Origin of the sequence: Pseudomonas triticifolii (assembly GCF_014358015.1) — a bacterium.
Lineage (GTDB): Bacteria > Pseudomonadota > Gammaproteobacteria > Pseudomonadales > Pseudomonadaceae > Aquipseudomonas > Aquipseudomonas triticifolii.
Genome location: NZ_JACONV010000022.1, coordinates 1 through 14768, shown reverse-complemented (window position 1 = coordinate 14768; position 14768 = coordinate 1). Strand labels below are relative to the sequence as shown.

General features: G+C 60.2%; 12 protein-coding genes and 3 tRNA genes. All 15 read left to right on the top strand.

All coding sequences use genetic code 11. The features are described 5' to 3' along the window. The first annotated feature begins 70 nt into the window (after positions 1 to 70). The 15 genes from H8S56_RS20840 (at position 71) to H8S56_RS20770 (ending at position 14692) form a co-directional block, all read left to right on the top strand. On the top strand, positions 71 to 1081 hold the full coding sequence (locus H8S56_RS20840; RefSeq protein WP_024685211.1) for an aspartate-semialdehyde dehydrogenase: 1011 nt from the start codon (positions 71 to 73) through the stop codon (positions 1079 to 1081). Positions 1082 to 1189: 108 nt separating this feature from the next. Continuing rightward, a complete protein-coding gene (locus tag H8S56_RS20835) occupies positions 1190 to 4021 on the top strand; it encodes a FimV family protein (protein ID WP_187519642.1) in 2832 nt (943 codons plus the stop codon). 154 nt (positions 4022 to 4175) lie between these two features. Then, positions 4176 to 5000, top strand: coding sequence for a tRNA pseudouridine(38-40) synthase TruA (truA, locus tag H8S56_RS20830; protein WP_187519666.1), 825 nt, complete (start codon positions 4176 to 4178; stop codon positions 4998 to 5000). 60 nt (positions 5001 to 5060) lie between these two features. Next, the gene (locus tag H8S56_RS20825; protein ID WP_024694555.1) at positions 5061 to 5681 is read left to right on the top strand and encodes a phosphoribosylanthranilate isomerase; all 621 of its coding nucleotides are present in this window, start codon (positions 5061 to 5063) and stop codon (positions 5679 to 5681) included. Between the two features lie 252 nt (positions 5682 to 5933). After that, positions 5934 to 6854, top strand: a complete 921-nt coding sequence (gene accD / locus H8S56_RS20820; RefSeq protein ID WP_024685207.1) for an acetyl-CoA carboxylase, carboxyltransferase subunit beta — start codon at positions 5934 to 5936, stop codon at positions 6852 to 6854. Beyond that, positions 6851 to 8155 carry a bifunctional tetrahydrofolate synthase/dihydrofolate synthase gene (gene folC / locus H8S56_RS20815; protein ID WP_187519641.1) on the top strand — a complete coding sequence of 435 codons (1305 nt, stop codon included), beginning with the start codon at positions 6851 to 6853 and terminating at the stop codon, positions 8153 to 8155. Before accD ends, folC begins: the two co-directional genes overlap by 4 nt. After that, a complete protein-coding gene (locus H8S56_RS20810) occupies positions 8139 to 8810 on the top strand; it encodes an SPOR domain-containing protein (RefSeq protein WP_187519640.1) in 672 nt (223 codons plus the stop codon). The genes folC and H8S56_RS20810 overlap by 17 nt, the downstream gene beginning before the upstream one ends. Before the next feature lie 129 nt (positions 8811 to 8939). Beyond that, positions 8940 to 9527, top strand: coding sequence for a CvpA family protein (locus tag H8S56_RS20805; protein ID WP_024685204.1), 588 nt, complete (start codon positions 8940 to 8942; stop codon positions 9525 to 9527). Between the two features lie 12 nt (positions 9528 to 9539). Next, entirely contained in the window at positions 9540 to 11048 is a 1509-nt protein-coding gene (purF, locus tag H8S56_RS20800) for an amidophosphoribosyltransferase (protein WP_004884541.1), read from the top strand. Positions 11049 to 11068: 20 nt separating this feature from the next. After that, positions 11069 to 12280 carry an O-succinylhomoserine sulfhydrylase gene (locus H8S56_RS20795; RefSeq protein WP_024685203.1) on the top strand — a complete coding sequence of 404 codons (1212 nt, stop codon included), beginning with the start codon at positions 11069 to 11071 and terminating at the stop codon, positions 12278 to 12280. 50 nt (positions 12281 to 12330) lie between these two features. Continuing rightward, positions 12331 to 13095, top strand: a complete 765-nt coding sequence (locus H8S56_RS20790; protein ID WP_050586056.1) for an SDR family oxidoreductase — start codon at positions 12331 to 12333, stop codon at positions 13093 to 13095. A 139-nt stretch (positions 13096 to 13234) separates the two neighbouring features. Continuing rightward, positions 13235 to 13310: transfer RNA gene (locus tag H8S56_RS20785), tRNA-Val, on the top strand. A gap of 65 nt (positions 13311 to 13375) precedes the next feature. Next, positions 13376 to 13452, top strand: a tRNA-Asp gene (locus H8S56_RS20780). 115 nt (positions 13453 to 13567) lie between these two features. After that, a tRNA-Asp gene (locus tag H8S56_RS20775) sits at positions 13568 to 13644 on the top strand. A 220-nt stretch (positions 13645 to 13864) separates the two neighbouring features. Beyond that, a complete protein-coding gene (locus tag H8S56_RS20770) occupies positions 13865 to 14692 on the top strand; it encodes a DUF2242 domain-containing protein (RefSeq protein ID WP_187519639.1) in 828 nt (275 codons plus the stop codon). Positions 14693 to 14768 lie beyond the last annotated feature (76 nt).

Below are 14768 nucleotides of genomic sequence, written 5' to 3'. Positions count from 1 at the left end.
GATGGGGTCAATTGCCTGTCGGCAGTTCGGCGGTTAAAGTGCCGCTCCCTGATTTTCCTGAGGTTTTTGCATGAGCCAGTCCTTTGATATCGCCGTCGTCGGCGCAACCGGTACTGTCGGCGAAACCATTGTTCAGATACTGGAAGAACGAGATTTTCCGGTAGGCGACCTGCACCTGTTGGCCAGTATCGAATCGGCAGGCCATTCGGTGCCGTTTCGCGGCAAAAACGTGCGCGTACGCGAGGTTGATGCGTTCGACTTCGGCAAGGTCAGGCTCGCTTTCTTTGCAGCCGGTCCTGCCATCAGTCGTAGCCATGTCGAAAAAGCGGTGGCGGCTGGCTGCCTGGTCATCGACCTGTCTGGCGCGCTGCCTGCTTCGCAGGCACCCAACGTGGTGCCTGAAATCAATGCGGCGCTGCTGACGTCGGTCGGATCGTCGCGTCTGGTCTCCAGCCCCAGTGCATCGGCCACAGCCGTAGCCCTGGTTGTGGCACCGCTGCGCGAATTGCTCGACATGCGCAATATTTCGGTCACCGCGTGCCTGGCGGTTTCGGCCCAGGGGCGTGAAGGGGTTAGCGAGCTGGCCCGTCAGACCACCGAGCTGCTTAATGTACGTCCGCTGGAAACACGCTTCTTTGACCGTCAGATGGCGTTCAACCTGTTGGCGCAGGTGGGTACGCCCGATGATTCAGGGCATGTACCGCTGGAGAAGCGTCTGGTTGAAGAGTTGCGCGAACTGCTGGCTCTGCCATCGCTCAAAGTGTCTGCTACTTGCATTCAAGTGCCGGTATTTTTCGGTGACAGCTTCACCGTATCGATACAAACGGCCGCGCCGGTCGATCTGGCTGCGGTGAATGCAGCACTCGAATCAGCGGCAGGCATCGAGCTTGTCGATGCCGGTGATTATCCGACGCCGGTGGGCGATGCAGTCGGGCAGGACGTGGTTTATGTAGGGCGTGTTCGGGCCGGTATAAACGATAGTGAGCAACTTAATCTGTGGATTACTTCGGATAATGTTCGCAAAGGCGCAGCGCTCAACGCTGTGCAGGTTGGCGAATTGTTGATAAAAGATGATGTGTAAAAGATACTTGGCAACAATTTGAATAATTGTTCCAGCGGCGACACGCCTTACACCCAACGCAGGACTACCTCTCCAGACAATGGAGAATCTTTAAACAAGGGATGGGCTATGGTTCAGGTTCGTAAACTGGTATTAGCGATCGCTGCGGCTTCGGCGCTGTCATCAGGGATGGCGCAGGCGTTGGGGCTCGGGGAATTGTCTGTCAAGTCGACCCTGAACCAGCCGTTGGTAGCCGAGATCGAGTTGACCGATGCACAAGGGGTCAACGCTGCGCAGGTGGTGCCAAGCCTCGCGACGACGGCTGACTTCGCTCAGGCGGGCATCACTCGCCAGGCGTTTCTCAACGATCTGAGTTTCACCCCGGTCATCAATGCCAGTGGCAAGAGCGTGCTGCGCATTACGTCCACCAAGCCGGTGCGTGAGCCTTACGTCAAGTTTCTGATCCAGGTGCTCTGGCCCAACGGACGCCTGTTGCGCGAATACAGCCTGTTGCTGGATCCGCCGAAGTTTTCCCCGGAAGCGGCTGCTGCTGCCGCTGCGCCTGCTCCCGCTGCACCGGCCGCTGGCGCTCCAGCGCAGTTGGCAACCGTTGCGCCGGCAGCAGAAGCCCCGACGCCTGCCACGCCTGCCCAGCCACCTGCGTCGCCGGACGCGGCCTTGCCGCCACCCGCTGCCGACAAGCAGGCCCAGTACGTGACCGCCAACAACGACACGCTGTGGGAAATCGCGGCCAAGGTTCGTACCGGCGGTACGGTGCAGCAGACCATGCTGGCCATTCAGGCGCTCAATCCTGAAGCCTTCATCGGCGGCAACATCAATCGCTTGAAAAAAGGTCAGGTGCTGCGCCTGCCCACGCCTCAGCAGACCACCGCCCTGCCGCAGCCGCAGGCCGTTGCCGAGGTTTCCAGGCAGTACAGCGCCTGGCGGGAAGGTCGTCGCTTGCCGACCGGCACTCGCCAGGTCGATGCCACGCGTCGTGATCGTGCCGGCGCTGCGCCTTCCAAAGTAGATACACCGGATAACCTCAGCCTGGTCTCGGCCAGCGGTAAGCCCGCCGCCAAAGGTGCCGCAGGCGACAGCGACGTGAGCAACAAGCTGGCTGTTGCCCAAGAGGCACTGGATACCTCGCGTCGCGACAATGCCGAGCTGAAAAGCCGCATGAATGATTTGCAGAGCCAGTTGGACAAGCTGCAGCGTCTGATCGAACTCAAGAATGGTCAGTTGGCCAAGATGCAGGCGGCCGGCGCCGCTGTTCCACCTGCGGCTACGCCTGATGCCACACCGCCAGGTGCGACCACGCCTGTCAATGCAGCGGTTCCCGCTTCACTGGTTGACGCCAATGGTGCACCTGTAAAACCTGCCGGTGAAATTGCGCCTGAAGACGCATTGCCAGCCGGTGCTGCGCAGGTCGCGACACCGGCAGCCGATCAGCCTCTGGCGGTAGAGCCGGTTGCTGTTCCAGAAGATGAAGACGCGTTGCAGAAGGTTCTCAACAACCCTGTGCTGCTGGGGCTCATCGGTGGTGCTGTGCTGCTGATCCTCGCGCTGTTGCTGTTGTTCCTGGCGCGACGTCGTGCCGCGAAGGCCGAGGCCGAGAAGCATCGCCGTATGGCGCGTGCACTGGCGGAAGAGTCCGAGTTCGTCTCCGACATGGACATGAATGCTCCTCCTGCCAGCTTCGATGGACTGGATGTTCCACCGCCTAACGTGCGGATGGGGGCAGCGACTGCTGCAGGTGCTGTTGCCGCTGCGGCGCAGGAGCGACCGGCCGATCCGCTGGTGCAGGCTGAAATCCATATCGCTTACGGGCGCATGAATCAGGCTGTCGAGCTGCTCGAAGAGTCGGTCAAGGATGATCCAAGGCGCGATGACATTCGTCTCAAGCTGATGGAAATCTACGCCGAGCAGGGCAATAACAAGGCGTATGCCGCTCACGAACGTAAACTGGTGGCAGCGGGAAAGCGTGAAGCTGAGGGCGAGCAGCTAGAAGATGCACACTCGACCCGTAACACTGTGGCGCCTGTTGTGGCACCCGCAGTGGTTGAAACTGCGCCTGCGGTAGCACCGGTTGCAGCCGTCGCGGCAGCGGCCAGTGCCGCAGCGCTGGCTGCTGAACTCGATGCCAAATATCTGGAAGAGCTGCTGGCTGACGATGCGGGTCCATCGGAAGTCGAGCCTGAGCCTGAGCCGGTTGCTGTCCCCGAGGTCAGCGAGCCCGCGCCTCTGGTTGCCGGGTCGGACGCCGCTGAAGAGGACTTCGATCATGACTTCGATCTGAGCCTGGATGAGTTCGAGGAGCCATCAGCGGCGGCAGTGCCGACGGTGACCGACCCGGATGATCTGTTGCTGGATGAGCCTTTGGTTGCGGCAACACCTGATGACGATGAGCTGAGTTTCGAGTCCATCATGCAGGAACAGGAGGCCGCTCGTGCGGCATCTACACCTGATGATCTGGCCGATTTCGATCTGGACCTGACTGAAGAGGATCCGGCACTCAAGAACGAGGACGACTTCCTGCTCGGTCTTGGCGATAGCCCTGTCGAGCCGGTTGCTGCTGCGCCCGTCAGTGATGACCTTGAGTTGCCGGAGGACTTTGACCTGTCGCTGGCTGACGAAATCGAATCGGATCAGGCCAGCCAGGCATTTGCCTCTGAAATCGATGATGTGAACGCTGAGCTGGACCGTCTTTCGCAGAACCTTGAGCATCCGCCGCTGGATGAGCCAAGGTTCACGGCAGAAGACGCGATGGCGCTGGACGACGAGCCGGACTTCGATTTCATGGCGGGCACTGATGAAGCGGCCACCAAGCTGGATCTGGCACGTGCTTACATTGATATGGGTGATGCCGATGGAGCGCGAGACATTCTGGATGAGGTCGTCAGCGAAGGCGATGATGGGCAGAAGAGCGAAGCGCGCGACATGCTCTCGCGTCTTGCCTGACTCGAACGATGCCTGACCACAGACGGCCGCTGATGCGGCCGTCTGCATTTGGCGCCCGGTGTGGCGTCTTTTTTTTGCGGCCGTATAATGGCCGACTTTTCGCAAACCGACAGGCTGTAACACCTTGGCGAATATAGATAACCCGGTCGCAGAGATGGCTGCCGAGGGCTTTTCCCGAATCGCGCTGGGCGTAGAGTACAAGGGGTCGCGCTATTGTGGCTGGCAGCGTCAGGCCTCCGGCGTGCTGACCGTGCAGGAAACCCTGGAAAATGCCCTCTCCAAAGTAGCCGACTCGCCCGTTTCGCTGATGTGCGCGGGGCGTACGGATGCCGGTGTTCACGCATGCGGGCAGGTGGTGCATTTCGATACGATGGCTGAGCGCTCGATGAAGGCGTGGGTCATGGGCGCCAACATCAACCTGCCTCACGATATCAGCGTGACCTGGGCGCGTGTGATGCCTGCCGATTTTCATGCCCGTTTCAAAGCCATCGCTCGCCGTTATCGGTATGTGATCTATAACGATCAAATCCGTCCGGCGCATCTGGGGCAGGAAATCACCTGGAATCATCGCCCGCTGGACGTGAGTCGTATGGCCCAGGCCGCTCAGCACCTGGTGGGTACCCACGATTTCAGTGCGTTCCGTGCCGGACAGTGTCAGGCCAAATCACCGATCAAGCAGTTGCATCACCTTCGCGTGACCCAGCACGGCAAGATGATTGTCATTGATGTGCGCGCCAATGCCTTTCTGCATCACATGGTGCGCAATATTGCCGGCGTGCTGATGACCATCGGGGCAGGCGAGCGTCCGGTCGAATGGGCGCGTGACGTGCTGGAAAGCAAAGCGCGTCGTACCGGCGGTGTCACAGCCCATCCGTATGGGCTTTATCTGGTGCAGGTCGAGTACCGGGAGCAGTTTCCCTTGCCCGAGCGATACATCGGTCCGCACTTTCTCACCGGGTTCGCCGAACTTGAAGGCTGACGACCTGACGCGCTTTTGCTAACATCCGGGACTTTCCGAAAGGTCTGAGGTTTTCACCATATGTCAGCCGTTCGCAGCAAGATCTGCGGGATTACCCGCATAGAAGATGCCCTCGCTGCAGTCGAGGCGGGTGCTGACGCCATCGGGCTGGTGTTTTATGCCAAAAGTCCGCGGGCCGTGAATGTGCAGCAGGCGCGCGCGATCATTGCCGCACTGCCGCCCTTTGTGACAACGGTCGGGCTGTTCGTCAACGCCAGCCCCTGTGAGCTCAATGAAACGCTGGATGCTGTTGCGCTGGATCTGCTGCAGTTTCACGGCGACGAAACACCGCAAGAGTGCGACGGCTATCATCGTCCCTATATCAAGGCGTTGCGCGTGAAGGCGGGTGACGATATCGAACAGGCCTGCCGCGCCTATCGCAATGCGCGTGGCATTCTTCTCGATACATACGTCGAGGGCGTGCCGGGCGGTACGGGGGAGGCGTTCGACTGGGCCTTGATTCCGAGTGAGTTGAGCAAGCCGATCATTCTGGCGGGCGGGCTGACGTCGGCCAACGTGGCGCAGGCCATTGCCCAGGTCAAGCCCTACGCGGTTGATGTCAGCGGTGGTGTCGAAAAAAGCAAAGGCATCAAGGATCGCGAAAAGATTCTCGCATTCATGAATGCAGTCCACAGTGCCTGATGTGACGGTTGCGGTTCGGCCGCCGTCCATAAGCCTGTTCCCGCCGCAAGTCTTGCGGGTCGAATTGAGTGGAGGAGGGTGTCTGTGCGCACCCTCCTTGTTGCAAAAAAACCGTGGTAGAGGGTGTGCAGGTCAGGCCAGCGGTCGACCGTTCTCCCTTCTCATCGCCAAATAAACACATTTAGCTAAGGGCATGCGTCTGGCGTGTAAGCGCCATGCGTTCGAGCCACACCGGTACTGGAGAGATAAAGCATGAGCAACTGGTTGGTAGATAAACTGATCCCATCGATCATGCGTTCCGAGGTTAAGAAGAGTTCGGTTCCTGAAGGGCTGTGGCACAAGTGCCCGTCCTGCGAAGCAGTGCTCTATCGGCCTGAGCTGGAAAAGACCCTGGATGTCTGCCCCAAGTGCAATCACCACATGCGCATCGGTGCGCGCGCCCGCCTGGACATTTTTCTCGATGCCGAAGGCCGTGCTGAGCTGGGTGCCGATCTGGAGCCGGTTGACCGTCTGAAATTCCGAGACGGCAAGAAGTACAAGGATCGCCTGACCGCTGCGCAAAAGCAGACCGGCGAGAAAGACGCGCTGATCTCCATGAGCGGCACGCTGCTGGGTATGCCTGTCGTCGCTTCGGCGTTCGAGTTCTCCTTCATGGGTGGCTCGATGGGCGCCATCGTCGGTGAGCGCTTTGTGCGCGCCGCTGATTACGCGTTGGAAAACCGCTGCCCGATGATCTGCTTCGCCGCCTCCGGTGGTGCGCGGATGCAGGAAGCGCTGATTTCCCTGATGCAGATGGCCAAGACATCGGCCGTTCTGGCGCGTCTGCGTGAAGAGGGCCTGCCGTTTATCTCCGTGCTGACGGACCCGGTCTACGGTGGCGTTTCTGCCAGTCTGGCGATGCTGGGCGATGTCATCGTTGCCGAGCCCAAGGCGCTGATCGGGTTTGCCGGCCCACGCGTCATCGAACAGACCGTTCGCGAAAAACTGCCTGAAGGCTTCCAGCGCAGCGAGTTTCTGCTGAATCACGGCGCAATCGATATGATCATCGCACGCAGTGAGCTGCGTCCGCGCCTGGGCAACCTGCTCGCGCAGATGATGAACCTGCCGACGCCCAAGTTTGTGGCACCGGTGCTTGAGCCTATCGTTGTACCTCCGGCTCCGGCCTCGCTATGACCCCGTCGACCCTTGGCGACTGGCTCGCCTACCTTGAGCAACTGCATCCGTCTGCCATCGACATGGGGCTGGATCGATCGAGAAAGGTAGCGCAGCAACTGGGGCTCACGCGCCCCGCGCCTCGGGTCATCACGGTAACGGGCACCAATGGCAAGGGTTCAACCTGCGCCTTTGTCGCAGCCCTGTTGCAGGCTCAGGGTCTCAAAGTCGGGGTCTATAGCTCGCCGCACCTGCTGCGTTACAACGAGCGGGTGAAAGTGCAGGGCGTCGAGGCGACCGATCAGGAGCTGTGCGACGCCTTCGTGGCCGTTGAAGCCGCGCGTGGCGATGTCACGTTGACCTACTTCGAGATGGGCACACTCGCAGCGTTCTGGCTGTTCGAGCAGGCCCGTCTGGATGCGGTCGTGCTGGAAGTCGGCCTGGGCGGTCGTCTGGATGCGGTGAATCTGATCGATGCAGACATCTCGCTGGTCACCAGTATCGGCATCGACCATGCCGACTGGTTGGGCGATACGCGCGAGTCGGTTGCCTTTGAGAAGGCCGGTATCTTTCGTGCCGGTCGCCCGGCGATCTGTGGTGATCTCGACCCGCCGGAGCCCTTGCTGGCCAAGGCGCGTGAGCTGGAGTCTCCGTTACTGTTGCGCGGTCGCGACTTCGACCTCTGCGTGAATCAGCAGGGCTGGGACTGGCGCGGCTTTGCTCATGGCGAAGTGATCGAACTGCACGGCCTGCCGCTGCTCGACCTGCCGATGCAGAACGCGGCGCTGGCGCTTCAGGCTTATGCGCTACTGGGTTATCCCTTGCAGCATGAGGTTATCAGCGAGGCCCTGGCCTCGACCCGGCTTGCCGGTCGTCTGGATCGGCGCACCGTCCATTGGCATGGCAGATCGATCAACCTGCTTCTGGACGTCGGTCACAATCCCCATGCGGCACAGTTTCTGGCGCAGCGCATGGCGCAACGGCCGATCGTCGGCAGACGCCTGGCGGTGTTCGGTCTGCTGTCTGACAAGGATCTTCAAGGTGTAGTCTGTGAGCTGGCTTCCAGCATTCAGGACTGGGCGGTTGCGCCACTGCCCACGTCCCGTAGTCGGCCTGCCGCTGAATTGCATGCGGCTCTGGAGAACCTTGGGGTTCGCGTGAAGTCTTACCCAAGCATTGCCCTGGCACTGGAAGCTCAGTGCGCGCATGCCACGCCCGATGACGAAATTCTGCTGTTCGGATCTTTTTACTGTGTAGCCGAGGCCTTGGAATGGCTGGCCCGGCACACCGACGAGGAAGCTGCAAATGGCTTTGCTGGATAACGTATTCAAGCAGCGGATGGTGGGCGCGCTGGTGCTGATCGCCGTGGCAGTGATCTTCCTCCCGATGTTGTTCACGCGTGAGGACGAAACCCGTACCGTGCAGGTCCAGGCACCCGCTGCGCCGCAGGCTCCGGCCAGCACGCAGATACAGGTCGATCCCGTTTCCGTTCCCGAGCCCCAGGCATTGCCTCAGGAACCGGTACCTGGCGATGTCGACATGGCCGCCAACAATCAACCGCCTTCGATGCCGATTGCTCCCGCTCCGGTTACGCAGACAGCCCCGGCGGCCACGCCTCCGGCCGCCAAACCTGCAGCAAAACCCGCACCGACACCCGCGCCGACGCCTGCACCCACACCTGCACCTGCTGCTCCAGCGGTCGCCAAGGCTGCACCCAGTGGCGTCGATGCCAACGGGCTGTCGGTCAGTTGGTCGGTACAGCTGGCCAGCATGTCGAACCGTGCGAACGCCGACAACCTGCAGAAGACGCTGCGCACTCAGGGTTATAACGCCTACATCCGCACTGCCGATGGTGTGAATCGTGTATTCGTGGGGCCTCTGATCGAGCGTGCCGAGGCTGATCGCCTGCGTGATCAACTGGACAAGCAACAGAAACTCAAGGGTATCGTGGTGCGCTTCCAGCCCGAAAAGGGCTGATCGGCCCGGCCTGTTCCAACGCTCTGCAACACTGTTTCTATGGAAAATGCTGCCTGCCGATAATCGCTGCTTACCGGCAGGCAGGCGCTCTGCTAAAATGCGCCGCCTTATCTGTCTGCAGGCTGCAACGTGCCATTTACTCCGGTTGACTGGGCAATTCTGGGAATTGTCGCCATCTCCGCCCTGATCAGTCTGAAACGCGGCTTCGTAAAAGAAGCACTGTCGTTGACGACGTGGATCATTGCAGGTGTTGTGGCCTGGATGTTCGGTGCGGGGCTGTCGCAGTACCTGGTCAATTACATAGAAACACCCTCGGCCCGCGTGATCGCGAGCTGCACCATTCTATTTGTCGCCACCTTGCTGGTCGGCGCCATGGTCAACTTTCTGATAGGCGAACTGATTCGCGTCACCGGGCTTTCCGGGACTGATCGTTTTCTGGGTATGGTCTTCGGCGCGGCGCGTGGAGGCCTGCTTGTCGTTGTAGCGGTCGGACTGTTGAGTCTCGGGCCGGTGCAACAGGATCAATGGTGGCAGCAGTCAAGGCTGGTGCCGCAATTTCTCATGGTCGCTGACTGGTCGAAAAACCTGATTCTCGGGATGTCCAGCAAGTGGCTCGCCAGCGGCATCAGCGTACCTGCTGATCTGCCGTTCAAGGAGCAGATCCTGCCGTCTACACTGCCGCAGGATGTGCTCGGTAAATCCAGTTCCACTAAGTAGGGGTTGTGTCGCATGTGTGGCATCGTCGGTATCGTCGGTAAGTCGAACGTCAATCAGGCGCTGTATGACGCGCTCACCGTCCTCCAGCACCGCGGCCAGGATGCTGCCGGTATTGTGACCAGCCACGACGGCCGGTTATTCCTGCGCAAGGACAACGGACTGGTGCGTGATGTGTTCCACCAGCGCCACATGCAGCGTTTGGTCGGGCATATGGGCATTGGTCATGTGCGTTACCCGACAGCGGGCAGCTCGACCTCGGCCGAGGCCCAGCCGTTCTACGTCAACTCGCCTTACGGCATCACGTTGGCGCACAACGGTAACCTCACCAACGTCGAGCAACTGGCCAAGGAGATCTACGAATCTGACCTGCGCCACGTCAACACCAATTCCGACTCGGAAGTGTTGCTCAACGTGTTCGCCCATGAACTGGCTGTTCGCGGCAAGCTGCAGCCGACCGAAGAAGACATCTTCGCGGCCGTGACTGACGTACACAATCGTTGCCGTGGCGGTTACGCGGTGGTGGCGATGATCACCGGTTATGGCATTGTCGGCTTCCGCGACCCGGACGCCATTCGTCCTATCGTATTCGGCCAGCGTCATACCGACGAAGGCGTCGAGTACATGATCGCCTCCGAAAGCGTTTCGCTCGACGTGCTCGGCTTTACGCTGATCCGCGACCTGGCACCCGGCGAAGCGGTCTACATCACTGAAGACGGCAAGCTGCACACCCGTCAGTGCGCCGCCAATCCAAAGTATGCACCGTGCATCTTCGAGCACGTGTATCTGGCGCGTCCGGATTCCATCATCGACGGCATCTCGGTCTACAAGGCGCGTCTGCGCATGGGCGAGAAGCTGGCTGACAAGATCCTGCGCGAGCGCCCGGATCATGACATCGACGTGGTCATCCCGATTCCAGACACCAGCCGCACGGCTGCCCTGGAGCTGGCCAACCATCTGGGCGTGAAGTTTCGCGAAGGCTTCGTCAAGAACCGTTATATCGGTCGTACGTTCATCATGCCGGGTCAGGCTGCACGCAAGAAATCCGTGCGCCAGAAGCTCAATGCCATCGAACTGGAGTTCCGCGGCAAGAACGTGATGCTGGTGGACGACTCGATCGTTCGCGGCACGACCTGCAAGCAGATCATTCAGATGGCCCGTGAAGCCGGTGCCAAGAATGTCTATTTCTGTTCGGCCGCCCCGGCGGTGCGTTACCCCAACGTCTACGGCATCGACATGCCGAGTGCTCACGAGCTGATCGCTCACAACCGTTCCACCCAGGACGTTGCCGACCTCATCGGTGCCGACTGGCTGGTCTATCAGGACTTGAATGACCTGATCGAAGCGGTCAGTGGCAGCAAGAAGATCAAGATCGATAACTTCGATTGCTCGGTCTTCGACGGCAAGTACGTGACCGGTGACATCGACGAGCATTATCTGAACAAGATCGAGCAGGCGCGTAACGACGCCTCCAAGGTCAAGACCCAGGCAGTGAGCGCGATCATCGATCTGTACAACAATTAATTGTTTTCAGGAGGAGCGGCATGACTCAGGAATGGGATGCAGGTCGGCTCGACAGCGACCTTGAAGGCGTGGGCTTCGATACCCTCGCCGTACGTGCCGGGCAACACCGCACGCCGGAAGGCGAGCATGGCGACCCGATGTTCTTCACGTCCAGCTACGTGTTCCGCACGGCCGCCGACGCGGCCGCGCGTTTTGCCGGCGAAGTGCCAGGCAACGTTTACTCGCGTTACACCAACCCGACCGTGCGTTCCTTCGAGGAGCGCATGGCGGCGCTGGAAGGCGCAGAGCAGGCCGTCGCCACCGCAACCGGTATGGCGGCGACCCTGGCGGTTGTCATGAGTCTGTGTAGTGCCGGCGATCACGTTCTGGTGTCACGCAGCGTGTTTGGTTCGACCATCAGCCTGTTCGACAAGTACTTCAAGCGTTTCGGGATCGAGGTGGACTATGTGCCGCTGGCGGACCTGAGCGGTTGGGATGCGGCGATCAAGGCCAACACCAAAATGCTGTTCGTCGAGTCGCCGTCCAACCCGTTGGCTGAACTGGTGGACATCGCCGCGTTGGCAGAAGTCGCCCATGCCAAGGGTGCGATGCTGATCGTCGATAACTGCTTCTGCACGCCAGCGTTGCAACAGCCGCTGGCGCTGGGTGCTGACATCGTCGTGCATTCGGCGACCAAGTTCATCGACGGCCAGGGTCGTTGCATGGGCGGTGTGGTTGCCGGGCGCAGTGAGCAAATGAAAGAAGTGGTCGGGTTCCTGCGTACGGCCGGGCCGACCCTGAGCCCGTTCAACGCCTGGATCTTCCTCAAGGGCCTCGAAACCCTGAACCTGCGCATGCGCGCTCATTGCGCCAATGCTCAGGCGCTGGCCGAGTGGCTGGAGCAGCAGGAGGGCATCGAGAAGGTCCACTACGCCGGTCTCAAGAGTCACCCGCAGCATGAGCTGGCCCAGCGTCAGCAGAAGGGTTTCGGCGCGGTCGTGAGCTTTGAGGTCAAGGGCGGCAAGGATGGCGCGTGGCGCTTCATTGATGCGACGCGACTGATCTCCATCACCGCCAACCTGGGTGATACCAAAACCACCATCACTCATCCGAGTACCACGTCTCATGGTCGTCTGGCGCCGCACGAGCGCGAAGCGGCCGGGATACGTGACAGCCTGATCCGCGTGGCAGTAGGGCTGGAAGATGTCGCAGACCTGCAGGCCGATCTGGCGCTGGGGCTGGCGGCCTTGTGACGGATGATGTGAGCCGTGCGGCGAGTGAAGGCGTGAGCGACGACTGGGCGATGAAATTCTCCAGCACTCACAACGGTCGTGTTGCGCTGGTCACTGGCGCTGCACGGGGTATCGGCCTGGGGATCGCCGCCTGGTTGATTGCCGAAGGCTGGCAGGTGGTGCTGACTGATCTGGACCGCATCCGTGGTTCGAAAGTGGCCGATGTGCTGGGCGAAAATGCTTTGTTCATCGCCATGGATGTCGCCAGCGAAGAACAGGTTGCAGCAGGTGTGGCCGAGGTGCTCAGGCGCTTCGGTCGGCTGGATGCGCTGGTGTGCAATGCGGCGATTGCCGATCCGCACAACACCACACTGGAAAGCCTTGAGCTGTCGCACTGGAATCGCGTGCTCGGCGTCAACCTTGGCGGGCCTATGCTGCTGGCCAAGCACTGTGCCCCTTATCTGCGCGCTCACTGCGGCAGCATCGTAAACCTGACCTCGACCCGCGCCAGGCAGTCTGAGCCCGATACGGAGGCTTATGCGGCCAGCAAGGGAGGCTTGGTGTCTCTGACTCACGCGCTGGCCATCAGTCTGGGCCCGGAGATTCGTGTCAACGCGGTCAGCCCTGGCTGGATCGACGCGCGCGATCCGTCGTTGCGACGCGCTGAACCGCTGTCAGAGGCTGATCACGCGCAACACCCTGCGGGCAGGGTGGGTACGGTGGAAGATGTTGCGGCGATGGTCGCGTGGTTGCTTTCCCGTAATGCCGGGTTTGTCACCGGACAGGAATTCGTGGTCGATGGCGGCATGACCCGAAAGATGGTGTACGCCGAGTAGTTCCACGTTCGGGTCGGTGGGCGGTTGTGTTTGGCGGTTGATGCGTGGAGTGCGATTGAAGCGTTTTTAAAAAAACTTCAATCAGGCTATTGACTTAGGTTCGTTAGGTGCGTAAATTTCGCGGCCTCAACGAAGCAAAGGGTGATTAGCTCAGCTGGGAGAGCAGCTGCCTTACAAGCAGCGGGTCGGCGGTTCGATCCCGTCATCACCCACCATCGTTGAGTTTGAAAGCTGATGTACGAGGGCTTTCAAAGTTGAATCGGACGCAAGTCCACACTGCGCAGCGGTAGTTCAGTCGGTTAGAATACCGGCCTGTCACGCCGGGGGTCGCGGGTTCGAGTCCCGTCCGCTGCGCCATATTTGTACAGATTCGGTTCGCCGGGTCTGAGGATTGAACGGCTCAAGTCGTTTACTCCGATGTACAGGAAACAAACTACCGAAGGTTTGTTTCAAACAGGTTTACAAGCGATACGCAGCGGTAGTTCAGTCGGTTAGAATACCGGCCTGTCACGCCGGGGGTCGCGGGTTCGAGTCCCGTCCGCTGCGCCATACAAAGCTTCAAGGCCCTTGAACTCCTTGAAGCAACAGAAAAGCGACCTTAGGGTCGCTTTTTTGTTGCCTGCAATTTACTGCGTCCAGTGAGTGTGACGCGCCTTGTATCGAATCCTTTCGAACTGCGCGTTGATCCTGCGTCAGCCTTGTTGCAGACTTGTCGCCATTTTCCAGTTTGCAGTCTTGCTGGCAGTCATTTCCTTACTCAGGACTATCGATGCTTAAGTTACTGAACGTTCGTACCGCCTGCGGTGTGTCAATGCTGCTCCTGGCTGCCGGCTGTTCATCGCCCAAGCAGGCGGTCTATGACCATGAGCACTTCGACGATGCCGGGACGTTCTCTCGCAGTTATCCGGCAACCGACCTGTCGTCCTGTGAGGCTGGCCGTCGAGCCTTGTTGAGTCAGGGCTACATCATCACCAGCAGCGACCCGAAGATGATCAGCGGGCGCAAGAGCTTCCAGCAAACGGGCGAAACGCACATCGAGATCAGCTTTAACCTGGTCTGTGCGGCAGACGTGACGGCGGGCAGCTCGACCATGTTCGCCAACGCCCTGCAAGACCGCTACGCACTGAAGAAAACCAATAACTCTGCAAGCCTTGGGGTCGGGGTACTGGGTTCTGTGTCGATGCCCATTGGCTCCACCGATGATTCGATGGTCAAGGTTGCCAGCGAGACGGTTGCCTCGGCCAAGTTCTACGAGCGTTTTTTTGGGCTGGTGGAAAACTTCCTCCCACCGGAAGTCAAGCAGGCGGCGCATATCGTCGAGAAGCCAAAGGCTGATCTGGGTGTGCCTGAAGCGGTGCCAGCTGCTGCGACCCCAAAAGCTGAGGAGCCGGCACCGCTGGCGCCGAAGCCGGTTGAAACGGCCCCCAAGGCTGAGCCAGTGGCCGAACCGGCCGCCGCCACGCCTGCTGCCAGTGAACCGGTGCCAGCCCCTAACGAGCCAGCCTCGTTCAAAGCTGAAACGGTGACTCCGCCCGAGGCTCAACCGGTCGAGACGAACACGCCAGCTCCGGTTGAGACTCAGCCAGCAGCGCAGTAGCTGCTTCACTTGCATGGGATGCCGCCTGGGACGCTTCGCGTCCCGGCTCAAGCCCCCGTAAGACCTGCGTGTTCAT

What these genes read in the sequence shown, in the direction of transcription:
- accD (WP_024685207.1), top strand. Translation starts at nt 5,934, where the DNA reads ATGAGCAACTGGTTGGTAGATAAACTGATCCCATCGATCATGCGTTCC.
- H8S56_RS20835 (WP_187519642.1), top strand. Translation starts at nt 1,190, where the DNA reads ATGGTTCAGGTTCGTAAACTGGTATTAGCGATCGCTGCGGCTTCGGCG.
- H8S56_RS20840 (WP_024685211.1), top strand. Translation starts at nt 71, where the DNA reads ATGAGCCAGTCCTTTGATATCGCCGTCGTCGGCGCAACCGGTACTGTC.
- H8S56_RS20795 (WP_024685203.1), top strand. Translation starts at nt 11,069, where the DNA reads ATGACTCAGGAATGGGATGCAGGTCGGCTCGACAGCGACCTTGAAGGC.
- H8S56_RS20810 (WP_187519640.1), top strand. Translation starts at nt 8,139, where the DNA reads ATGGCTTTGCTGGATAACGTATTCAAGCAGCGGATGGTGGGCGCGCTG.
- purF (WP_004884541.1), top strand. Translation starts at nt 9,540, where the DNA reads ATGTGTGGCATCGTCGGTATCGTCGGTAAGTCGAACGTCAATCAGGCG.
- H8S56_RS20790 (WP_050586056.1), top strand. Translation starts at nt 12,331, where the DNA reads ATGAAATTCTCCAGCACTCACAACGGTCGTGTTGCGCTGGTCACTGGC.
- H8S56_RS20770 (WP_187519639.1), top strand. Translation starts at nt 13,865, where the DNA reads ATGCTTAAGTTACTGAACGTTCGTACCGCCTGCGGTGTGTCAATGCTG.
- H8S56_RS20825 (WP_024694555.1), top strand. Translation starts at nt 5,061, where the DNA reads ATGTCAGCCGTTCGCAGCAAGATCTGCGGGATTACCCGCATAGAAGAT.
- folC (WP_187519641.1), top strand. Translation starts at nt 6,851, where the DNA reads ATGACCCCGTCGACCCTTGGCGACTGGCTCGCCTACCTTGAGCAACTG.
- truA (WP_187519666.1), top strand. Translation starts at nt 4,176, where the DNA reads ATGGCTGCCGAGGGCTTTTCCCGAATCGCGCTGGGCGTAGAGTACAAG.